This is a genomic window from Legionella lytica (genome assembly GCF_044626755.1).
In the GTDB taxonomy this organism is placed as follows: Bacteria; Pseudomonadota; Gammaproteobacteria; order Legionellales; family Legionellaceae; genus Legionella; species Legionella lytica_A.
On sequence record NZ_JBGORX010000007.1, the window covers coordinates 71,978 to 87,984 of the forward strand.

Consider the following 16,007-nt stretch of genomic DNA (forward strand, 5'->3'; position numbering starts at 1 on the left):
ATGGCGAAGAATAAGGGTAGTTGTGGGGGACCCTTCACGATATTATGACTAAATAAATTCTTTATCGAGCTGCATGATGAGTCTTTTTTTAGAAACAAAAAACTTAATTATTAAGACGCCAGAACCATCCGATTTTAATGATTTATACGCCTTACAATCTGATGTTGAGGTGATGAAATATATTGGTCAGGGTGTGCGTACGCAAGCTGAGGTTCGAAGTGGTTTAGAGAAGGCTATTACCCATTATCAGCAACACCATTTTAGTCTTGGTAGTGTATTTGCCAAAGAGAGTGGGGCATTTGTCGGACGGGCAGGTTTAATTTATCTTGCCTATGATGATACTCAACCGGATGTTGAAGTGGGTTATGCGTTAATGAAAAATGCCTGGAATAAAGGTTATGCTACGGAGTTGGCAAGGGCTCTGATTCATTGGGGATTTGAGCAGCTCACTGTTGCAAGGCTGGTGGGGATTATTAATCCTCATAATGAAGGCTCACGACGAGTGTTGGAAAAAGCAGGGATGCATTATGTTGGGCGTTCGCACTATTGGGATAATGAAGTAGACTTATATGAAATTCAAAAGCGGTGAGTAGCTTATATTTAAATGAAGACCCTAAAGCAAAACATAATTAATCTATTCGGCGTACAAGGAGCGGAGTGGATTATTAATTTGCCTACCCTGATAACCGCACTGACCACCCACTGGGGCTTAAGTGAGGTAAGTGCGGTTTCGAATATGACCTTTAATTATGTTGCCAAAGCCAAGTTAAATACTGGTGAGCCAGTGGTTTTAAAAATTAGTTATGAGAGTCAAAGTATTCGCAAGGAACAACAGGCTTTAACCAATCTTGGTTCTCGTGGGGTTATTAAGCTGATTGATTATAACCGCAAGTATAATGCCTTATTATTACAGCAAGCACTTCCTGGGATAAGGCTTAGCTTTTTATATCCAGAGCAGCAGGATTATGTAATGGATTGTTATGTTGATACCCTGCAACGGCTGCACCATAAGCAAGCACGGTTTAAACAATCAAATTACCCTCAGGTTGCTGATTGGCTCAAAGTATTTGATAGCCCTGCATTGCAAGCAATACCTAATGCTTTATTAAATAAGGCAGTTACGTTAAGCAATAAACTTCTTACTTCTTCAAAGCCACTTATTTTCTTACATGGTGATTTGCATCATGACAATATTTTAAAACATGGTCATGAATGGTTGGCCATTGATCCTAAAGGTGTGATTGGTGAAGCTGAGTTTGAAATTGCTGCCTTTGATTTTATGTACATTAATGAACTTGCAGAAACTCCCAATGTTAAAAACCTCTTTGCGGCGCGAGTTGAACTGCTGGCACAAAAATCAGGACTTGATGCGCAGCGGATCCGCGATTGGGTTTTTGTACGCTTAATGTTAATGGCAGTTTGGTTTATTGAAGATCGCGGAGATCCTCGCCCGGCGCTTAAATTAGCGGAGTTGATCGGCGAATAAGTGAGCGAGCACTTAATTATTCCCCCATTTTTTCGACGTCCCGCGGCTGTCTCATAGGTCACTCGTGCTCGAATTACCATCTCAGGGGTAAGCGATGGTAATTCGAGTTTTAGTCAGTTTGAGAGGGGCTTCTGAGATAAGCTACCGCAAGCCGAAGAGCGGCGTATCGCGATTAATTGTTTATCCTATTTTACGCACATAAACTTTACGGCCTTTTAATTTCCCATTTTGTAAATAACGATAGGCTTTGTCCGCATGATTACGGTGGATAGCAACATAGGAATACAGAGCCGTAACGTTAATTTTGCCGATGCTATCTCCTGCTAATCCCGCATCCTTGGTTAACGCGCCGAGAATATCTCCGGGGCGAATTTTATCTTTTTTACCCGAAGCCAGGCACAGAGTAACCATTTCTGGCACTAATCGCGTTGAGCTGCTATTAGCAAAATCATTCGTGTTTCCCCAGACAATGGGGGAGGGGTGGCCCTCTTCAATAGCACAAAGTCGTTGCGCATCCGCAGGTGTAGTAATACTTAAAGCAATCCCTTTATTTCCTGCGCGTCCGGTTCGACCAATACGATGGATATGCACATCATGCTCAAAGGCCAGATCATAATTAATCACCGCAGGAAGTTCTTTAATATCAAGCCCGCGCGCGGCGACATCCGTTGCAACCAGGATAGAACAACTTTGGTTGGCAAAACGTAAAACCGCTAGATCGCGATCCACCTGTTCCATATCACCGTTTAGAGCAATTGCACTAAAGCCCTCGTGAATAAGTTGGTCGGTCACATCCGCTGTTTGTTGCTTGGTATTACAGAAGATTAACGTTGACGCAGGCTGATGATGGAGCAGTAAAGACTTTAACACGGAAAACTTCTGAGCGGATTTTGCTACCTCATAAAAACGTTGTTCGATGTCCATTTCATCATGCGAGGTTTCCACATGAACCTCTTTAGGATTCTTCATAAACTGCTTTGACAGTTGTTTGATTTCCTCAGGATAGGTCGCAGAAAAAAGCAAGGTTTGACGTTGTTTGGGAGTCGCTGCAATGATGCTGGTGATGTCATCCAAAAATCCCATATCCAGCATTCTATCGGCTTCATCTAATACTAAAGTTTTTAACTGTCCTAAGTCTAAGGAACCACCTTTTAAATGCTTAAGAACGCGACCAGGTGTGCCTACAATGATATGAGCTCCATGCCTTAATGAGTCCAGCTGTGGCTTCATCGGTATGCCACCGGACAAATTAATAATTTTAACATTAGGCATTAAACAAGCTAAGCGACGAATTGCCTGACTTACTTGTTCTGCCAATTCCCGGGTGGGGCACAAAACTAAAGCTTGGGCACCAAAAAAGGCAATTTTTAAATTATTTAACAGGGATAAACCAAAAGTTGCTGTTTTGCCACTACCGGTTTTTGCTTGAGCAATAATATCCTCATTGTTAAGGAGGATGGGTAGACTTTGCATTTGGATTGGTGTCATCTGTTCGTAATTTAACGAACTAAGACTTTTTAAAAGTTCTTCGCGTAGGGGTAGCTGCGAGAAGAGGGGAAGTTCAGATTGGATCATTGAAAGTGCTTCTGTCGTATAAAAGGGTATAGGTTAACATTTTTTAGTTCAATATTAAATCAATTTGTGTGCTGAAATTGGATATTTATCAGTTCAATAGCCAATTTAAATCGCTTAATCCGGTTAAGTTGCATGCTAATTATTACAAATAATGTTAAAATTGCACAAAAAGAACAAATCGATTCAATTGTGAACATCTTGTTTTGAGAGGCTGGGTTAATGTTAGAAGTAAAAAGTTTAAGTATGCTGTTTGGACCAAAATCGTTATTCCAAAATGTGGATTTGACCTTATTGCCTACCCAACGTTATGGTGTGGTGGGTGCCAATGGCACAGGGAAATCTACTTTTTTAAAAATATTAGCCGGCGAAGAGCAAGCCTCTCAGGGCTCTGTTGAAAAAGCAAAAATGCATAAAATAGGCATTTTGAAGCAAGATCACTTTCGTTATGAACAAGATCGCCTCATTGACGTGGTTATTCGCGGCAATCCTGTTTTGTGGGATGCGCTTACTGAAAAAGAGAGCTTATATTCTAAAGAAACCTTTACTGAGGAAGATGGTTTTCGCTTGAGTGAATTAGAAGAAATAGTGATGAACCAAGGTGGCTACGAAGCAGAAGCTACCGTAAAAAACTTATTACTTGGCTTAGGTATTGCTGAAAAGTTTCATTATGGCCCTTTAAGCGCTTTATCTGGTGGTTACAAATTACGCGTTTTATTGGCTCAGGTTCTTTATCAACAACCTGATATCATGTTGCTTGATGAACCAACTAACCACTTGGATATTATCTCGATTGCCTGGCTAGAGGAGTTCCTAAAAACCTCGTTTAAAGGATTATTGATTTTTATTTCGCATGACCGTAGTTTTCTTAATAATACTTCCACGAACATCCTTGATATTGATTACGACACCATCTTGGATTACCCAGGTAATTATGACAAGTTTTGTTTTTCCAAAGAGGAACGCTTACGCTTGAAACAAAGCGAGTTGAAAAACCAGGAAAAACGAATTGATGCGTTACAAGGCTTCGTTGATCGCTTTGGTGCAAAAGCAAGTAAGGCTAGCCAGGCGGCTTCACGCCAAAAGATGATCGATCGCATTGAGTTGGTCGAAATTAAAGATTCGAATATTTCCAAACCCTACTTTAATTTCCAGCAAAAGAAATCTTCAGGCAAAGTCGTCGTAAAAGTAGAGCAGTTGCACAAAAAATTTGATGAACGAGTCTTATTGAAGAATGTATCGTTGACCATTCAACGCGGCGATAAATGTGCCATTATTGGACCCAATGGTATTGGTAAGTCGACGTTTTTGAAAATCTTATTAAAAGAATTACATGCCGATCAGGGTAGTTTTGAATGGAGCGATACAGTAAAGGTTGGTTATTTTGCCCAGGATTATCGAACTCAACTGAATCCAGAGCAAACTATTTTGCAATGGATGGAAGACCATATTGCCGCACCCAGTCAGGAAATTAGAAAAGTGCTTGGCCAAGTATTATTCCGCGGAGCGGATGTTGATAAAAAAATCGGTGTATTAAGTGGAGGAGAGTCCGCTCGTTTAATTATGGCCAAATTAATTTTGGAAAAGCATAATGCCTTAATCTTTGATGAGCCAACCAACCATTTAGATCTTGAGTCCATCGATGCCTTAATCGAAGCCATTCAACTGTTTCCTGGATCGGTATTATTTGTCAGCCATAATCGTTATTTTATTGATGATATTGCCACGCGGATCATTGTCTTGACCGAACAATACGGGGTACAGGATTTTCTGGGTAATTATAATGATTATTTAGAACAGTATGGAAAAGACTACCTGGCAACAACATAGCTGGTTGAATGGTATCATGTTGGCTGGACTGCCCATAATTAATGAGCAAATTTTATCGACTCTGATTAAAATTATAGTTCAGCTGCTTACAATACGTTCCAGTTTGTGAGTTAACACGAGTAATGAGGCCCGTTATTTTGCACCGCTTATTGAGTTCAATTAGCTTATCAGCTTAAGATAGCTGTTTCGTAATTTTCAAATGCCGAACGGTTATTGCTCAACAAGTGGATTTATAATGCAATCAGACGAACTTTCAAATAAAACATTAAATGACGAGACTTCAAATCTTTCTGATGAAGAACTGCATATGCAAGCGAATCAGTATATAGGCGAGTTTAATCAACTTATTACTCAGAGTCTTCCTTCCGTAATATCTCAGATCATTGCTCGGGAAGTGTGGACCAAAAAAACAAAGCCTTATGAAAATTTTGGCGAATATGCTCTTGATAAGTCCTCAGACGGTCTAGGTATTACTAACAATGAAATGTTGTGGTTATTGCGCTCTGCTATGAATGTAAATAAAAAACATGTAGCACATTGGGGGGATGTTTTGAGTAGAGTGGATAACACCGTCAGGAGTTATGCAAGGGAAAACAAAATCTCCATCAAAGATTTGAATAATGATCTTCGAGAACAAGATACAACGAATCCAGAGCTAGAGCAGGAAAACACAATTACGTATCTACCTTCTCATTCACGCTCGGTTGATGGCCAACTTTTGAAGTTAATGAAGAAAGATCCGGATGCCTATGAAAATGTGGTTCAGGGGAAAATGAATATCAATGAAACTTATGTCAAAACACCCAGAAAACACTATCAACCAATTGAAACAATAAAAAATAAGTTTTTTAACTTATCTCCATCAGATCGCGAAGCGTTTTTAGAATGGATTGAACGAGAAAAAGACAACATTCAAGGTTAATTGGTATAAGGTGCTAAGTTACTAAAAAGCAAATGCAGTCTGGATGTACTGGAGAATACGTTTAGTTACAAATTTAGCAAATCTTCGACGTGCCGCAGCCATGGTACGTCGAAAAGGGAGCCTTCCAACGAGTTACGCTGGATTCAGGCTAGGTGGTTAATAATAGTATTTCGTGCTTTTGGCCCAGTGTGAGTTAGGATAGATTTTCTTTAATGCGGTAAACGCTTTTTTGGAGCCTCCTGACGTATATTTTGTGTATTTAATAAAAAGTGCGAGTAACTCCGCATATTGTTGATCCTGAGGATAACGATTAGCTAATAAAACAAGAGAATCACTTATATAGCTAGTAGCACTAGCCAAATTATTAATTTGTATTGACTGGGTTTGATATTCTTTAAGTTGGGCGGTAGTTAGAAAAGTGAGGGGCGAGGTTTTACATTCTTTACCACAGGCAGACCATAACCAATAATGGTAAGCGGTGTTTAAATCGTCATGACGCAATACAATACTATTTAGACTTTCGGTATCATTGCCTTGCCAGGTTTCATATAGTTTTAAATTAATCATTGGACTGAGACTTGGATAATGTAATAAAGTTTTTAAAAAGAGAGTTTTCTTTTCATCTGAATTATTACTTTTGGCCATTTCCCCAATTGTTTGCGTGAGCACAGGATTATACTTCATAGCATATTTGCTGACGGCATCCTCTAGCTTTTTATCATTAAATAAAATACTTCTTACCCACAGATTAGCATATAAAACAGGGCGATAATTGTCAGGAACATTCGGCATCTGTGCTAATTCCATTAGCATGGAGGGGGGGAGCATATTAATAATCCTTGCAGCATTTTTAACGATATAATTCTTACCATAATTAGGTAGCTTCTTGTGTTCACAGGCTAGTAATTTATTTTTAGGATAAAAAAAAGCGTGCTCGATAAAGTCAGTTAATGATGTTGCAAATTTAGCTCTTAAATTTAGTAGCAATGTTGTGGTGTGAAAATCTTCGCCAATAGATAGCTTGGCAAGTGTGTCATCAATAATACTGCGTTTTTGGTTGGCCTCTAGAGCGGGCTCTTTAAGATCAGCAAAATGAGTTATTAAGGCTACTCGTAATGGAATAAATGCCGGATCTTGTTGGGAGACATTTAGTACTGCCTTAGTTAACGCATTTTGTTGGTTTGTATTAGCATATTTTATTGTGTAAACGGCAAGCCAGAGCCAAGCCAGGTTTTGGGGGTTATTTTGCCAATGGCTATAAGCATCATTAAACGTGGGACCTTTAGGACTCTGATAGCTTCGAATATTCATTACATTATTTAGCCATAAGCTGATTTCATTACTTCTATCAGCTGTTGTGTTATTAGATAACACGACTAAATTGGTAAAATCCTTTTGATCTATATGGGTTAAACTCTTATGCAATAATGTATTAAATGTCTTTTCTGCCGTCCATTTTGTTCGCATCAAGATCACATTGGTGTAATCAGTCGCCGCCTCTTTTATGTGAGAGTTCGTTGCGTTTTTTGATAAGTCTAACATTCCCTCATAAGCTTGTTCCGATAAGTTTCTACATGGGGTATTTTCTGCACAAAGCCTATCCATATTATTACTTTGAAGCATGTAATTAACGGCTATATTTAATGCTCGATATTGTAAATATTTAGCCCACTCATGCCAAGGATATGTGGTACTATTGGCTAATGTAGCAAATTGTTGTGCTGCCACTTTTGCCCCTTCCGAGGTGCCGTCATATAAATAGCTCGCCGCGATGGAATATTGAATATCATCTTTGACTAATGGGGGCACATTCTCTGGCAATTTGGCGAGTAGCTTCCTAGCTTTTTCACTGCTTTCCATTGTGCGCATAAATATTTGTTGCTGTGCTTTAATCCAAAGAGATAGTTCTTCCTTTATAGTTAGGGTGGAATTTTTTTCTGGTTCATTATTTTTTTGTTTATCTAAAACATCTTTAATTGCATGCAAACGCTCGGTTGCCAATACTAAATAATTAAAGCCAGGGCCTGCATTTATCTCATTAATATTGTCTTCTTTAAAGGCTAAGGCTGAGTAAAAGCTGCGAATATCATAGGTCCAATACTCTCCGTTTGCTCGAGGGTGGGGGACAGGTAGTTTTGTAGGTAAGTCTAATACGCTTAGTCGATATTCGCGCCAATTAAAATATGCTTTATGTTGATTAACTATTCCTGTGATGAATTGTGGTAGGGTGTCCCTGTTAATGGGCTCATTATCGAATTTATCAGTATATGAACAAAACTTATCTATCGTATCTGCCAAAGAATAAACCGGTTGAGGGTACGCTGGTTGAGCCAAAAAATAATCATGCCAAACATTTAATATGTTCGTTTGTTCGGCTGTATTTAAGGGTAGATGATTGAAATAGCGATAAGCTACTGTTAAATAGGACGTGGCTAAATGTGGCGTGATAACGCCTAAGTGTCCCGCTGCAAAATTGTTAAAGGGCATATCAGGATAAGTGGCATTCCCAAATCCTGGTTCCAGGGCGTTATCACTGCATGAAAAGCTATTAAATGTAATAAGCAACCCCAATAAAATCATTTTTTTCATCAATTACCATCCTATGACTGGTGCAGTTGTTGTAACGTATGGGCTTTATGTAATGCGTCTTTTGTCCAACGACCCTTGTTATATATAAAAATTGGTTGAGATGTTTTTATTGGTACATCCCAATCATTTCCTGTCGTTAATCCAATTGGGCCTTGGCAATATGCTACGAGGCGTTGTCTGTCAAACCTATTTATAAAACGATTACGACGCATTTGATTCGTATCTAAGCTAAAAAACATGGGTACAACATAATTAATGGGCAAATCTGCCTTGAGTATCCATCGATCATTGGTGCACCAAGAGGCTAGTGCAGTAATCGAAATGATAGTATGTCCACCTAGTTCTTTACGCAGTGTTAAAAGTAACTCTTGATAAAATTGGTGTTGACTTGGTCCTACATCAAAATCAATCTGTAGCTCCTTATAAGCGCCTCGAAGATAGGCATTTTTTATTTTTAATGCCCACAATTGCACAATCGTACTGCTCAACAAATTTTTGGGAGGAGTTCCGATATGTACTACGGCAGTTAGGTAGGTATTTGGTGGGGCATATAACGGCTGTTGCCTCGGGTAATAAGTTATTTGCGATTTTTCAAAACTAATCGTTAATATTAATAATGCCACTCCCGTTGTTTGGGGATCAATCGACCTTAAATCTTGTGGTGCTTCCCATGCCCATAGCATTAATGGGGGTAACATTTTAGGAGTTTGGTACGCATGGGCTCCGCAGGTGATTATCATTATCAGGTTTAAAACGATTAGATAACGTATCTTTGGGAATTTAATCCATAGCACACTAGGACTATATATGGGTTTCCTCACAAATAATTTCATTGCTTCCTAAATGCTTTGTTGGACAATTCTTAAGAGAAGTAAGTTTACAAAAACAGCCTTTTTAAGCCTAGTCTTTTTTAATTGATGAAAATATAGGCTGAGTTGTAATATTCACGTAGGACAGGGGTAATTAGGATGCACAATCAAGGTTTTGACGCATATCTTCCCACCTGCTGTGCAATAAAAATAGCTAAATAGGCTTGGCCGCAAAAAGCTTCCATCCATGACAGGCATTGCATAATAGGAGTGGTTGCGACTACATCACCATATCCCACGGTAGTTAAGGTAATGAACGAAAAATAAATTGCTCTGGTGTCGGCATAGGGTTCTAAACCATTGATTGCTTGGGGATATATTAAATAAACCAGTAAGTACAAATAGGCGAAAGTTAAACCGATAAATAGATACGCTGATAGGGATCCGAATAGGGTGGTAACACTAATGGTTTTATCCTGGAGGGTCAGTTTGACACAAGTAATGGTCATGAGTAGGAAAAAAAGTACTCCGAAAAATAATTTTAGAAAATGATCCGGAAAACTTATTAGCCATAGGTTCACGGCAATTAGGCTTATTTCTAACATGCCTAAAATAAATAAGCCATGAATCAGCTTTTCTTTATGCTCGGCAATTGCGATCAAACTTACAATAATTAGAGCCACTAAAAACAAATCGGCAATGGACTGTTTGCCTGTTTGCGCTTCAATCGCTCTAAACAAACAAAAAGTTAAAATAACAAAGAATAGAAAAAGGAAACGCCATTTTTTTATAAGAGCCATTATTAATCTTCTTGTTGTTCTTTTTTCGGTTTAATCCGATACAAAATGCAATAAAAGGCTGGAACTAAAAACATCGTGAGAATGGTTCCAACGGTTAATCCAAACATAATGGTTACGGCAAGCGAAACCCAAAACACGTCTTGTAATAAAGGAATAACCCCTAAGATGGTGGTTACTGCCGCATTAACGACTGGTGATAAACGGCTTAATCCAGCGGATACCACGGCATCATATGCCTTCATCCCACTGGCACGATTTAAATTCACTTGATCCAAGAGTACGACGGAATTTTTTATCATCATCCCCGATAAACTCATTGCTCCTAACAGAGCAATAAAACCAAAGGGAACGCCGGTAAAAAGCAAGCCAAAGGTGATTCCGATCATCGCAAAAGGAATTACCGAAATAATGATTATCGGTGGGCGATAGGCATTAAATAGCATGACAATAATTAACAGCATGATGACAACTGCGGGGAATAGGCCTGGTTTCAAGGCCTCCGCAGATTCGCGACTGCTTTTATATTCTCCATCCCAGGTTAAGGTGTAACCCGGAGGTAATTTAATTTTCTCAAACTTGGGCAAGATATTCTCGCGAAGCGTATTGGCGGTGGCTTCATAGGGGGAGCACTGCACCGTAATGGCACGTTTACTATCCCAACGCCAAAGGATTGGGTCTATCCATACGAGCTTTATCCCATCAATTACTTGGGAAACAGGTGTTGTTTTAGTATTTAATTGCGAATTGACTTGTAATAAGGGGAGCTCAACTGCGGCCGTATCCCGCTCACTCAATGGTTGGCGCAAAATAATGGGAATCAAGCTATCTTGTTCGCGATAAAGTCCAACCGTAATGCCATCACTTGCTCGTTCTAAGGTTTGCGCTAAATCAAGCCGTGAAATACCCGCCCAACGCGCGCGCTCTTGTTGATACTCAGGTACAATTTGTAATACGGGTTCACGCCAATCAGTGCGTATGTCAATTGCATGAGGACTTGCTCTTAAAATCTCCACCGCTTGCTCTGCAAGATAACGTAACACCTTGGGATCGGCATTAGCCGGCCCACTAAATCGGGCAGCGATTTTCCAGTTATTAAATGCCCCCACGGCATATTTACGCACTCGCACCATGGATTGTGGGTAATTTTTATTATTCCATTTAGGCAGTGTTGCCACTAATCTATCGACATCCTTCAGGCTATTCATATTTACAATTAATTGCGCGTAGGATGAATAAGGGAATTCCGATTCCACGGGTAAGTAGAATCGTGGAGGTCCTTGACCAATAAAGGTGTTCACACTGCTCACCCCTGGATCTTTCAATAGTTTTTGCTCAAGTTTTTCAAGATCTTTAGATACTACTTGAATGCGAGTCCCTTCGGGCGCCCAATAGTCAATCATTACTTGCAGGCGTGATGAGTCGGGGAAATACATAATAGGAACAAAGCGAAACCCAATAATGGAAAGTACTAAAAGTCCGCACATTCCTAGGCTAAAAAGTATTCGATAGCGTATCGCCGCTTCAAGCGCAACTTTATAGCCTCTATAAAACCTGCTTTTGTATGGCTCTTTTTGACCCACTGTTTTCTTGGGATCGGGCATAAATAAAATACACAGAAGGGGAGTGGCGGTTTGCGAAAGTACCCAGCTTAAAATGAGGGATACGGCAATGACGGTGAATAAGCTTCCTGCATATTCACCTGTATCATAAGTTGATGCGAAAATTGGATAAAAAGCCATGCAGGCAACAACCGTTGCTCCTAATAAGGGCCAGGCAGAGATGTGTGCGGCCTCTTCAGCGGCATCCTCTCGTGACATTCCTTGTTGAAAACGGCTGATAAATCCATCAACGACTACAATGGCATTATCCACCATCATTCCCATGGCAATAATCAATGCGCCTAGAGAAACGCGCTGTAGGTCGATATGCAGCAATTGCATAATAATAAAGGTGCCTAAAATGGCTAGAATTAATCCTGAAATTCCAATGATCATTCCCGCCCTTAGTCCCATGGTAAATGCTAAGACCAGTAAAACGATCACTACTGCTTCGAGTAAATTAATGAGGAAGGCGTCTATTGATTCGGCAACAATATCGGATTGCCAGGATATTTTATGAATCTCAATTCCTCGGGGAAGTTTTTGCTGTAACTCTTCCAGACGCTTATCGACATCCTGGCCTACTTTAACGGCATTAACTCCTGAAAGTGGAGCCAAAGCGATACCAATTGCTGGTAAGCCGGAATAGCGCATTAATTGCTCTGGGGGATCGATATAGCCTTCTTTAACCTCAGCAAAATCACGAATTCTGATAATTTCATCATTGTTTTGTGGTTTATTGGATTTTAATTGCGGAGTAATTGCCAAATCACCAATCGCATCTACCTTACTAAACTCACCGGTAGGAGCAATGCGCATTCGTTGTAACTGATAATTTACATACCCCGCATTGACTACCTGGTTTTGCAATTTGAGAGTTTTTTCTATGTCTGCAAGGGATACTTCTAATTGGGAAAATTGCGTATTGGAGATATCCAAATAAATTCTTTTTTGCTGCACACCCCACAAATCAACTCGTGCAACACCGGGAACAATATTGAGTTCTTTTTGAATTTCTTTCGTATAATTTTCCAGCTCGGCATAACTAAACCCATCGGCGGTCACCGCCAAGAGAAAACCAAATACGTAACCAAAATCATCTCCTACTACTGGGGTATCGGTTCCTGGCGGCAAACTGCTTTGAATATCCTGGACTTTTTTACGTAAATTATCCCAGACCTGGGGGAGGCGATCGGACCAATATTCGTTTTTGATGTTCACCTTAATAATGGAAAGCCCGGGCCGGGAAATGGAGGACATATCTTTTATTTCCGACATTTCCTGGATTTTTTTCTCAATGCGATCGGTTACTTCTAATTCAACTTGCTCCGCGCTAGCCCCTGGATAATGCGTGGTAATGGTTGCGGTTTTAACGGTAAACTCAGGGTCTTCTAAGCGACCAAGGTTAAAGAAACAAATGGAACCGGCAATAACGAGCAGCAATAAAATAAACGAGGTGACGGTTCTGTTCTTAATGGCACTCTTTGCTAATGAAGCCATTTTTAATTTCCTTGTTCATTTAAAACGGTGACTTTCTCTCCTTCTTTGAGGCTATGAATGCCTGCGGTCACTACCCATTCTTTTTCATGCAATCCTTGAAGCACTGATATTCCTGTGGGCGTGAGTTCACCAATAGTGACCTCTCGTCGATGCAGCTGCTGGTTTTGTGGGTCGATTATCCAGACATAAGTTTTTTTCTCGGCATCGGTGGTCAGGACGGCAGAAGCAGGAATCGTTAATTTATGTTGTATTTTTGCCTGTTCTACACGCCCTGTCGCTTTACCAGCCATGCCAGGTAATATCTCAATATCCGTAGGTTGTTGCATAAGTAGGGTAACGGGATAGGTGCGGGTTTCTGGGGAGGCTTCATTACTTATTTCTTTTATTTGCGCATTAATTGGGTGATTGGGAAAGGGGTCGAAATGCACAATAATATTTTTGGCAAATGGAATGTAGCTGATTAAGCTCTCTGGAATCTGTATTACCATTTCAATTTGCGAAGTATCTAATAAGCGAGCAATATTTTGTTTACTGGAGACCGTCTGGAAATTTTCCACATATAAGTTAGAAATTTTTCCATGGAAGGGAGCGAGAAGCACACTATCTTTTAGGGTTTTTTCTGCTAAGTCTTTATTTGCTTGTGACACGGCAAGTTTGGCTTTCAACAGATCATAATCTGCTTTGGAAATATGCCCTTTACCTACGAGTGCTTTAGCTCGTGAGTAATTTTGTTGATCGCGGATAAACTCGGCATTCGCTGATTGTATTTTTGCCTCAAATTCTCGCTGATCCAGTTTGGCAATTAAAGAACCCTTTTTAATTTGATCCCCAATTTTAACCGGCAATTCAATTAAAGCACCATCTACATTAAAGGATAAATTAACTTGCTGAAAGGCTCGAGCTCGTCCTGGAAAGGCACGACCATTGAATTCATTTGAGTTGCCTATTTGAATCGCTTTAACGGGCCTGGCTTCGGCTGGGGGGCGAGTCCTCTCATTTTGACTGCATGAAATCCCCAAGGCCGTAATTATGGGTAGGACCAAGTAATAAACTCGTAAGGAAACTCGCTTTCTCATGACATCATCCTTGACTGTAGAGCCTTTGTTATTAGTAAGTTATAGTCTCGCCATTTGCAGTATAGATGCAGCGTTGCGCTGCATCAATGCATGCCATTGAATTGGCATTAAATTTATTTTTTTAATCCATACCCTGTTTTAAAAATCCAGCCGATAATCGCTAGGCAAAGGACGGTAAAAGTTAAAATCATGGTGACGCTAATAGTGATGCTCACATCACTGTGCTCGTAAAAACTCCAACGAAATCCACTCACCAAATAGACGACTGGATTGGCCAAGGAAATCTGATACCAGAATGGGGGGAGCATATGGATGGAGTAAAAACTCCCACCCAGAAAGGTGAGGGGGGTGATAATGAGTAGAGGAATTAATTGTAACTTTTCAAAGCCATCAGCCCATATACCAATGATAAAGCCCAGCAGGCTAAAGGTCACACTGGTCATAATTAAAAAGAAGGCCATCCATATCGGATGGGCAATACGTAAGGGCACAAAAAACCAGGCAGTTGCCAGCACAATCACCCCAATGATTACAGATTTTGTTGCCGCCGCACCTACATAACCTAACATGACCTCGACAAAAGAAAGAGGGGCAGAGAGGATTTCATAGATGGTGCCGGTAAAACGGGGGAAATAAATACCAAAAGATGCGTTGGATACGCTCTGGCCCAAGATGGTTAGCATAATCAAACCCGGAACAATAAAGGCACCATAGGGGATGTCATTAATTGCCTGCATGTGGGAACCAATAGCTGAGCCAAACACAATAAAATAAAGGACCGTTGAGATCACAGGAGAGGCAATGCTTTGTCCTAGTGTACGGAACATACGTGCCATTTCAAAATTATAAATTGCCCCAACACCACGTAGATTCATTTTTCCCCCAGCAATCCAATGAATATTTCTTCTAAACTGCTTTGATGACTATAAATATCTTTTGGGCGGATGCCATTTGATTTTAGATTATCCAACACCTCGGAAATATCATTATCGGCTTCAGTATCGTAAGTCAAAATCAATTTACCACCATTGTCATCTTGTTCTAGCGTTAAAGGATAATCTTTTAAGCCGGCCGGAATACTGGCTAATGGCTCGCGTAATACGAAAATCATTTGCCGTTTACCCATTTTATGCATTAAGGTATTTTTGTCTTCGGTGAGAATCAAATTGCCTTTATTAATGATTCCCACCCGGTCGGCCATTTTTTGTGCTTCTTCAATGTAATGGGTGGTGAGAATAATCGTAATTCCGGTTTCGCGCAGGGCATGCACTTGTGCCCACATGGATTTACGCAGCTCTACATCGACACCTGCGGTGGGTTCATCAAGAAAGAGAATTTGCGGTTCATGAGAGAGGGCCTTGGCAACCATCACGCGACGCTTCATCCCACCGGACAAATGTTGCAGTTGCGAACCTTTTTTATCCCAAAGTGAGAGGCGTTTTAACAGTTCTTCAATATATGCAGGATTCTTAGGTTTGCCAAACAAACCGCGACTGAAATTAACGGTATCCCATACGGTTTCAAATGCGTCCGTCGTCAGTTCTTGGGGGACTAAACCCACCGCTGTGCGTGCCTGACGGTATTGGCGGATGTTGTCATAGCCAGAGATGCTGACTGTACCATGAGTGGGTTGTACAATACCGCAAATCGCATTAATCAGGGTTGTTTTGCCTGCACCATTGGGCCCAAGCAAGGCAAAAATTTCACCTTGACGAATTTCAAGGTTGATATTTTCTAATGCTTTAAAACCATTTTCATAAATCTTTTGCAGTGCATTAATTGAAATAGCAATATCATTTGGCATGAAGCGCGTTGCTCCTTACAT

At 40.3% G+C, this 16,007-nt stretch carries 12 protein-coding genes; 4 read left to right on the forward strand and 8 right to left on the reverse strand.

Annotated elements, in window-relative coordinates; genetic code table 11:
* Positions 1-73: 73 nt before the first annotated feature.
* Both ACD661_RS13525 and ACD661_RS13530 read left to right on the forward strand, forming a co-directional pair.
* The gene (locus ACD661_RS13525; RefSeq protein ID WP_400188396.1) at positions 74-589 is read left to right on the forward strand and encodes a GNAT family N-acetyltransferase; all 516 of its coding nucleotides are present in this window, start codon (positions 74-76) and stop codon (positions 587-589) included.
* A gap of 15 nt (positions 590-604) precedes the next feature.
* Positions 605-1,486, forward strand: a complete 882-nt coding sequence (locus ACD661_RS13530) for an aminoglycoside phosphotransferase family protein (RefSeq protein WP_400188397.1) — start codon at positions 605-607, stop codon at positions 1,484-1,486.
* A gap of 180 nt (positions 1,487-1,666) precedes the next feature.
* On the opposite strand, the gene dbpA is transcribed toward ACD661_RS13530, so the two are convergent.
* Positions 1,667-3,061 carry an ATP-dependent RNA helicase DbpA gene (gene dbpA / locus ACD661_RS13535; RefSeq protein WP_400188398.1) on the reverse strand — a complete coding sequence of 465 codons (1,395 nt, stop codon included), beginning with the start codon at positions 3,059-3,061 and terminating at the stop codon, positions 1,667-1,669.
* A 219-nt stretch (positions 3,062-3,280) separates the two neighbouring features.
* Between dbpA and ACD661_RS13540 the strand changes: the two genes are divergently transcribed.
* Together ACD661_RS13540 and ACD661_RS13545 are read left to right on the forward strand one after the other, a co-directional pair.
* The gene (locus tag ACD661_RS13540) at positions 3,281-4,888 is read left to right on the forward strand and encodes an ABC-F family ATP-binding cassette domain-containing protein (RefSeq protein ID WP_400188399.1); all 1,608 of its coding nucleotides are present in this window, start codon (positions 3,281-3,283) and stop codon (positions 4,886-4,888) included.
* A 235-nt stretch (positions 4,889-5,123) separates the two neighbouring features.
* Complete coding sequence (locus ACD661_RS13545; RefSeq protein WP_400188400.1) at positions 5,124-5,810, forward strand: hypothetical protein; 687 nt, start codon at positions 5,124-5,126, stop codon at positions 5,808-5,810.
* 156 nt (positions 5,811-5,966) lie between these two features.
* Here ACD661_RS13545 and ACD661_RS13550 read toward each other — a convergent pair whose 3' ends face one another.
* The 7 genes from ACD661_RS13550 to ACD661_RS13580 form a co-directional block, all read right to left on the reverse strand.
* Complete coding sequence (locus ACD661_RS13550; protein ID WP_400188401.1) at positions 5,967-8,399, reverse strand: hypothetical protein; 2,433 nt, start codon at positions 8,397-8,399, stop codon at positions 5,967-5,969.
* Between the two features lie 11 nt (positions 8,400-8,410).
* The gene (locus ACD661_RS13555) at positions 8,411-9,082 is read right to left on the reverse strand and encodes a hypothetical protein (RefSeq protein ID WP_400188402.1); all 672 of its coding nucleotides are present in this window, start codon (positions 9,080-9,082) and stop codon (positions 8,411-8,413) included.
* 293 nt (positions 9,083-9,375) lie between these two features.
* Positions 9,376-10,008, reverse strand: coding sequence for a potassium channel family protein (locus tag ACD661_RS13560; RefSeq protein ID WP_400188403.1), 633 nt, complete (start codon positions 10,006-10,008; stop codon positions 9,376-9,378).
* 2 nt (positions 10,009-10,010) lie between these two features.
* Positions 10,011-13,106 (reverse strand): efflux RND transporter permease subunit, encoded by a 3,096-nt coding sequence (locus ACD661_RS13565; RefSeq protein WP_400188404.1) that lies wholly within the window; start codon positions 13,104-13,106, stop codon positions 10,011-10,013.
* Positions 13,107-13,108: 2 nt separating this feature from the next.
* Positions 13,109-14,182, reverse strand: coding sequence for an efflux RND transporter periplasmic adaptor subunit (locus tag ACD661_RS13570; RefSeq protein ID WP_400188405.1), 1,074 nt, complete (start codon positions 14,180-14,182; stop codon positions 13,109-13,111).
* A 113-nt stretch (positions 14,183-14,295) separates the two neighbouring features.
* Positions 14,296-15,057, reverse strand: a complete 762-nt coding sequence (locus ACD661_RS13575) for an ABC transporter permease (RefSeq protein WP_400188406.1) — start codon at positions 15,055-15,057, stop codon at positions 14,296-14,298.
* Positions 15,054-15,986, reverse strand: a complete 933-nt coding sequence (locus ACD661_RS13580) for an ABC transporter ATP-binding protein (RefSeq protein WP_400188407.1) — start codon at positions 15,984-15,986, stop codon at positions 15,054-15,056. The genes ACD661_RS13575 and ACD661_RS13580 overlap by 4 nt, the downstream gene beginning before the upstream one ends.
* Between the last annotated feature and the right edge of the window lie 21 nt (positions 15,987-16,007).

Bases quoted from the DNA above. Each gene is read 5' to 3' on its own strand.
- ACD661_RS13530 (WP_400188397.1), top strand. From the start codon at position 605: ATGAAGACCCTAAAGCAAAACATAATTAATCTATTCGGCGTACAAGGA.
- ACD661_RS13570 (WP_400188405.1), bottom strand. From the start codon at position 14,182: ATGAGAAAGCGAGTTTCCTTACGAGTTTATTACTTGGTCCTACCCATA.
- ACD661_RS13580 (WP_400188407.1), bottom strand. From the start codon at position 15,986: ATGCCAAATGATATTGCTATTTCAATTAATGCACTGCAAAAGATTTAT.
- ACD661_RS13540 (WP_400188399.1), top strand. From the start codon at position 3,281: ATGTTAGAAGTAAAAAGTTTAAGTATGCTGTTTGGACCAAAATCGTTA.
- ACD661_RS13560 (WP_400188403.1), bottom strand. From the start codon at position 10,008: ATGGCTCTTATAAAAAAATGGCGTTTCCTTTTTCTATTCTTTGTTATT.
- dbpA (WP_400188398.1), bottom strand. From the start codon at position 3,061: ATGATCCAATCTGAACTTCCCCTCTTCTCGCAGCTACCCCTACGCGAA.
- ACD661_RS13555 (WP_400188402.1), bottom strand. From the start codon at position 9,082: ATGCTATGGGCATGGGAAGCACCACAAGATTTAAGGTCGATTGATCCC.
- ACD661_RS13545 (WP_400188400.1), top strand. From the start codon at position 5,124: ATGCAATCAGACGAACTTTCAAATAAAACATTAAATGACGAGACTTCA.
- ACD661_RS13550 (WP_400188401.1), bottom strand. From the start codon at position 8,399: ATGAAAAAAATGATTTTATTGGGGTTGCTTATTACATTTAATAGCTTT.
- ACD661_RS13575 (WP_400188406.1), bottom strand. From the start codon at position 15,057: ATGAATCTACGTGGTGTTGGGGCAATTTATAATTTTGAAATGGCACGT.
- ACD661_RS13565 (WP_400188404.1), bottom strand. From the start codon at position 13,106: ATGGCTTCATTAGCAAAGAGTGCCATTAAGAACAGAACCGTCACCTCG.
- ACD661_RS13525 (WP_400188396.1), top strand. From the start codon at position 74: ATGATGAGTCTTTTTTTAGAAACAAAAAACTTAATTATTAAGACGCCA.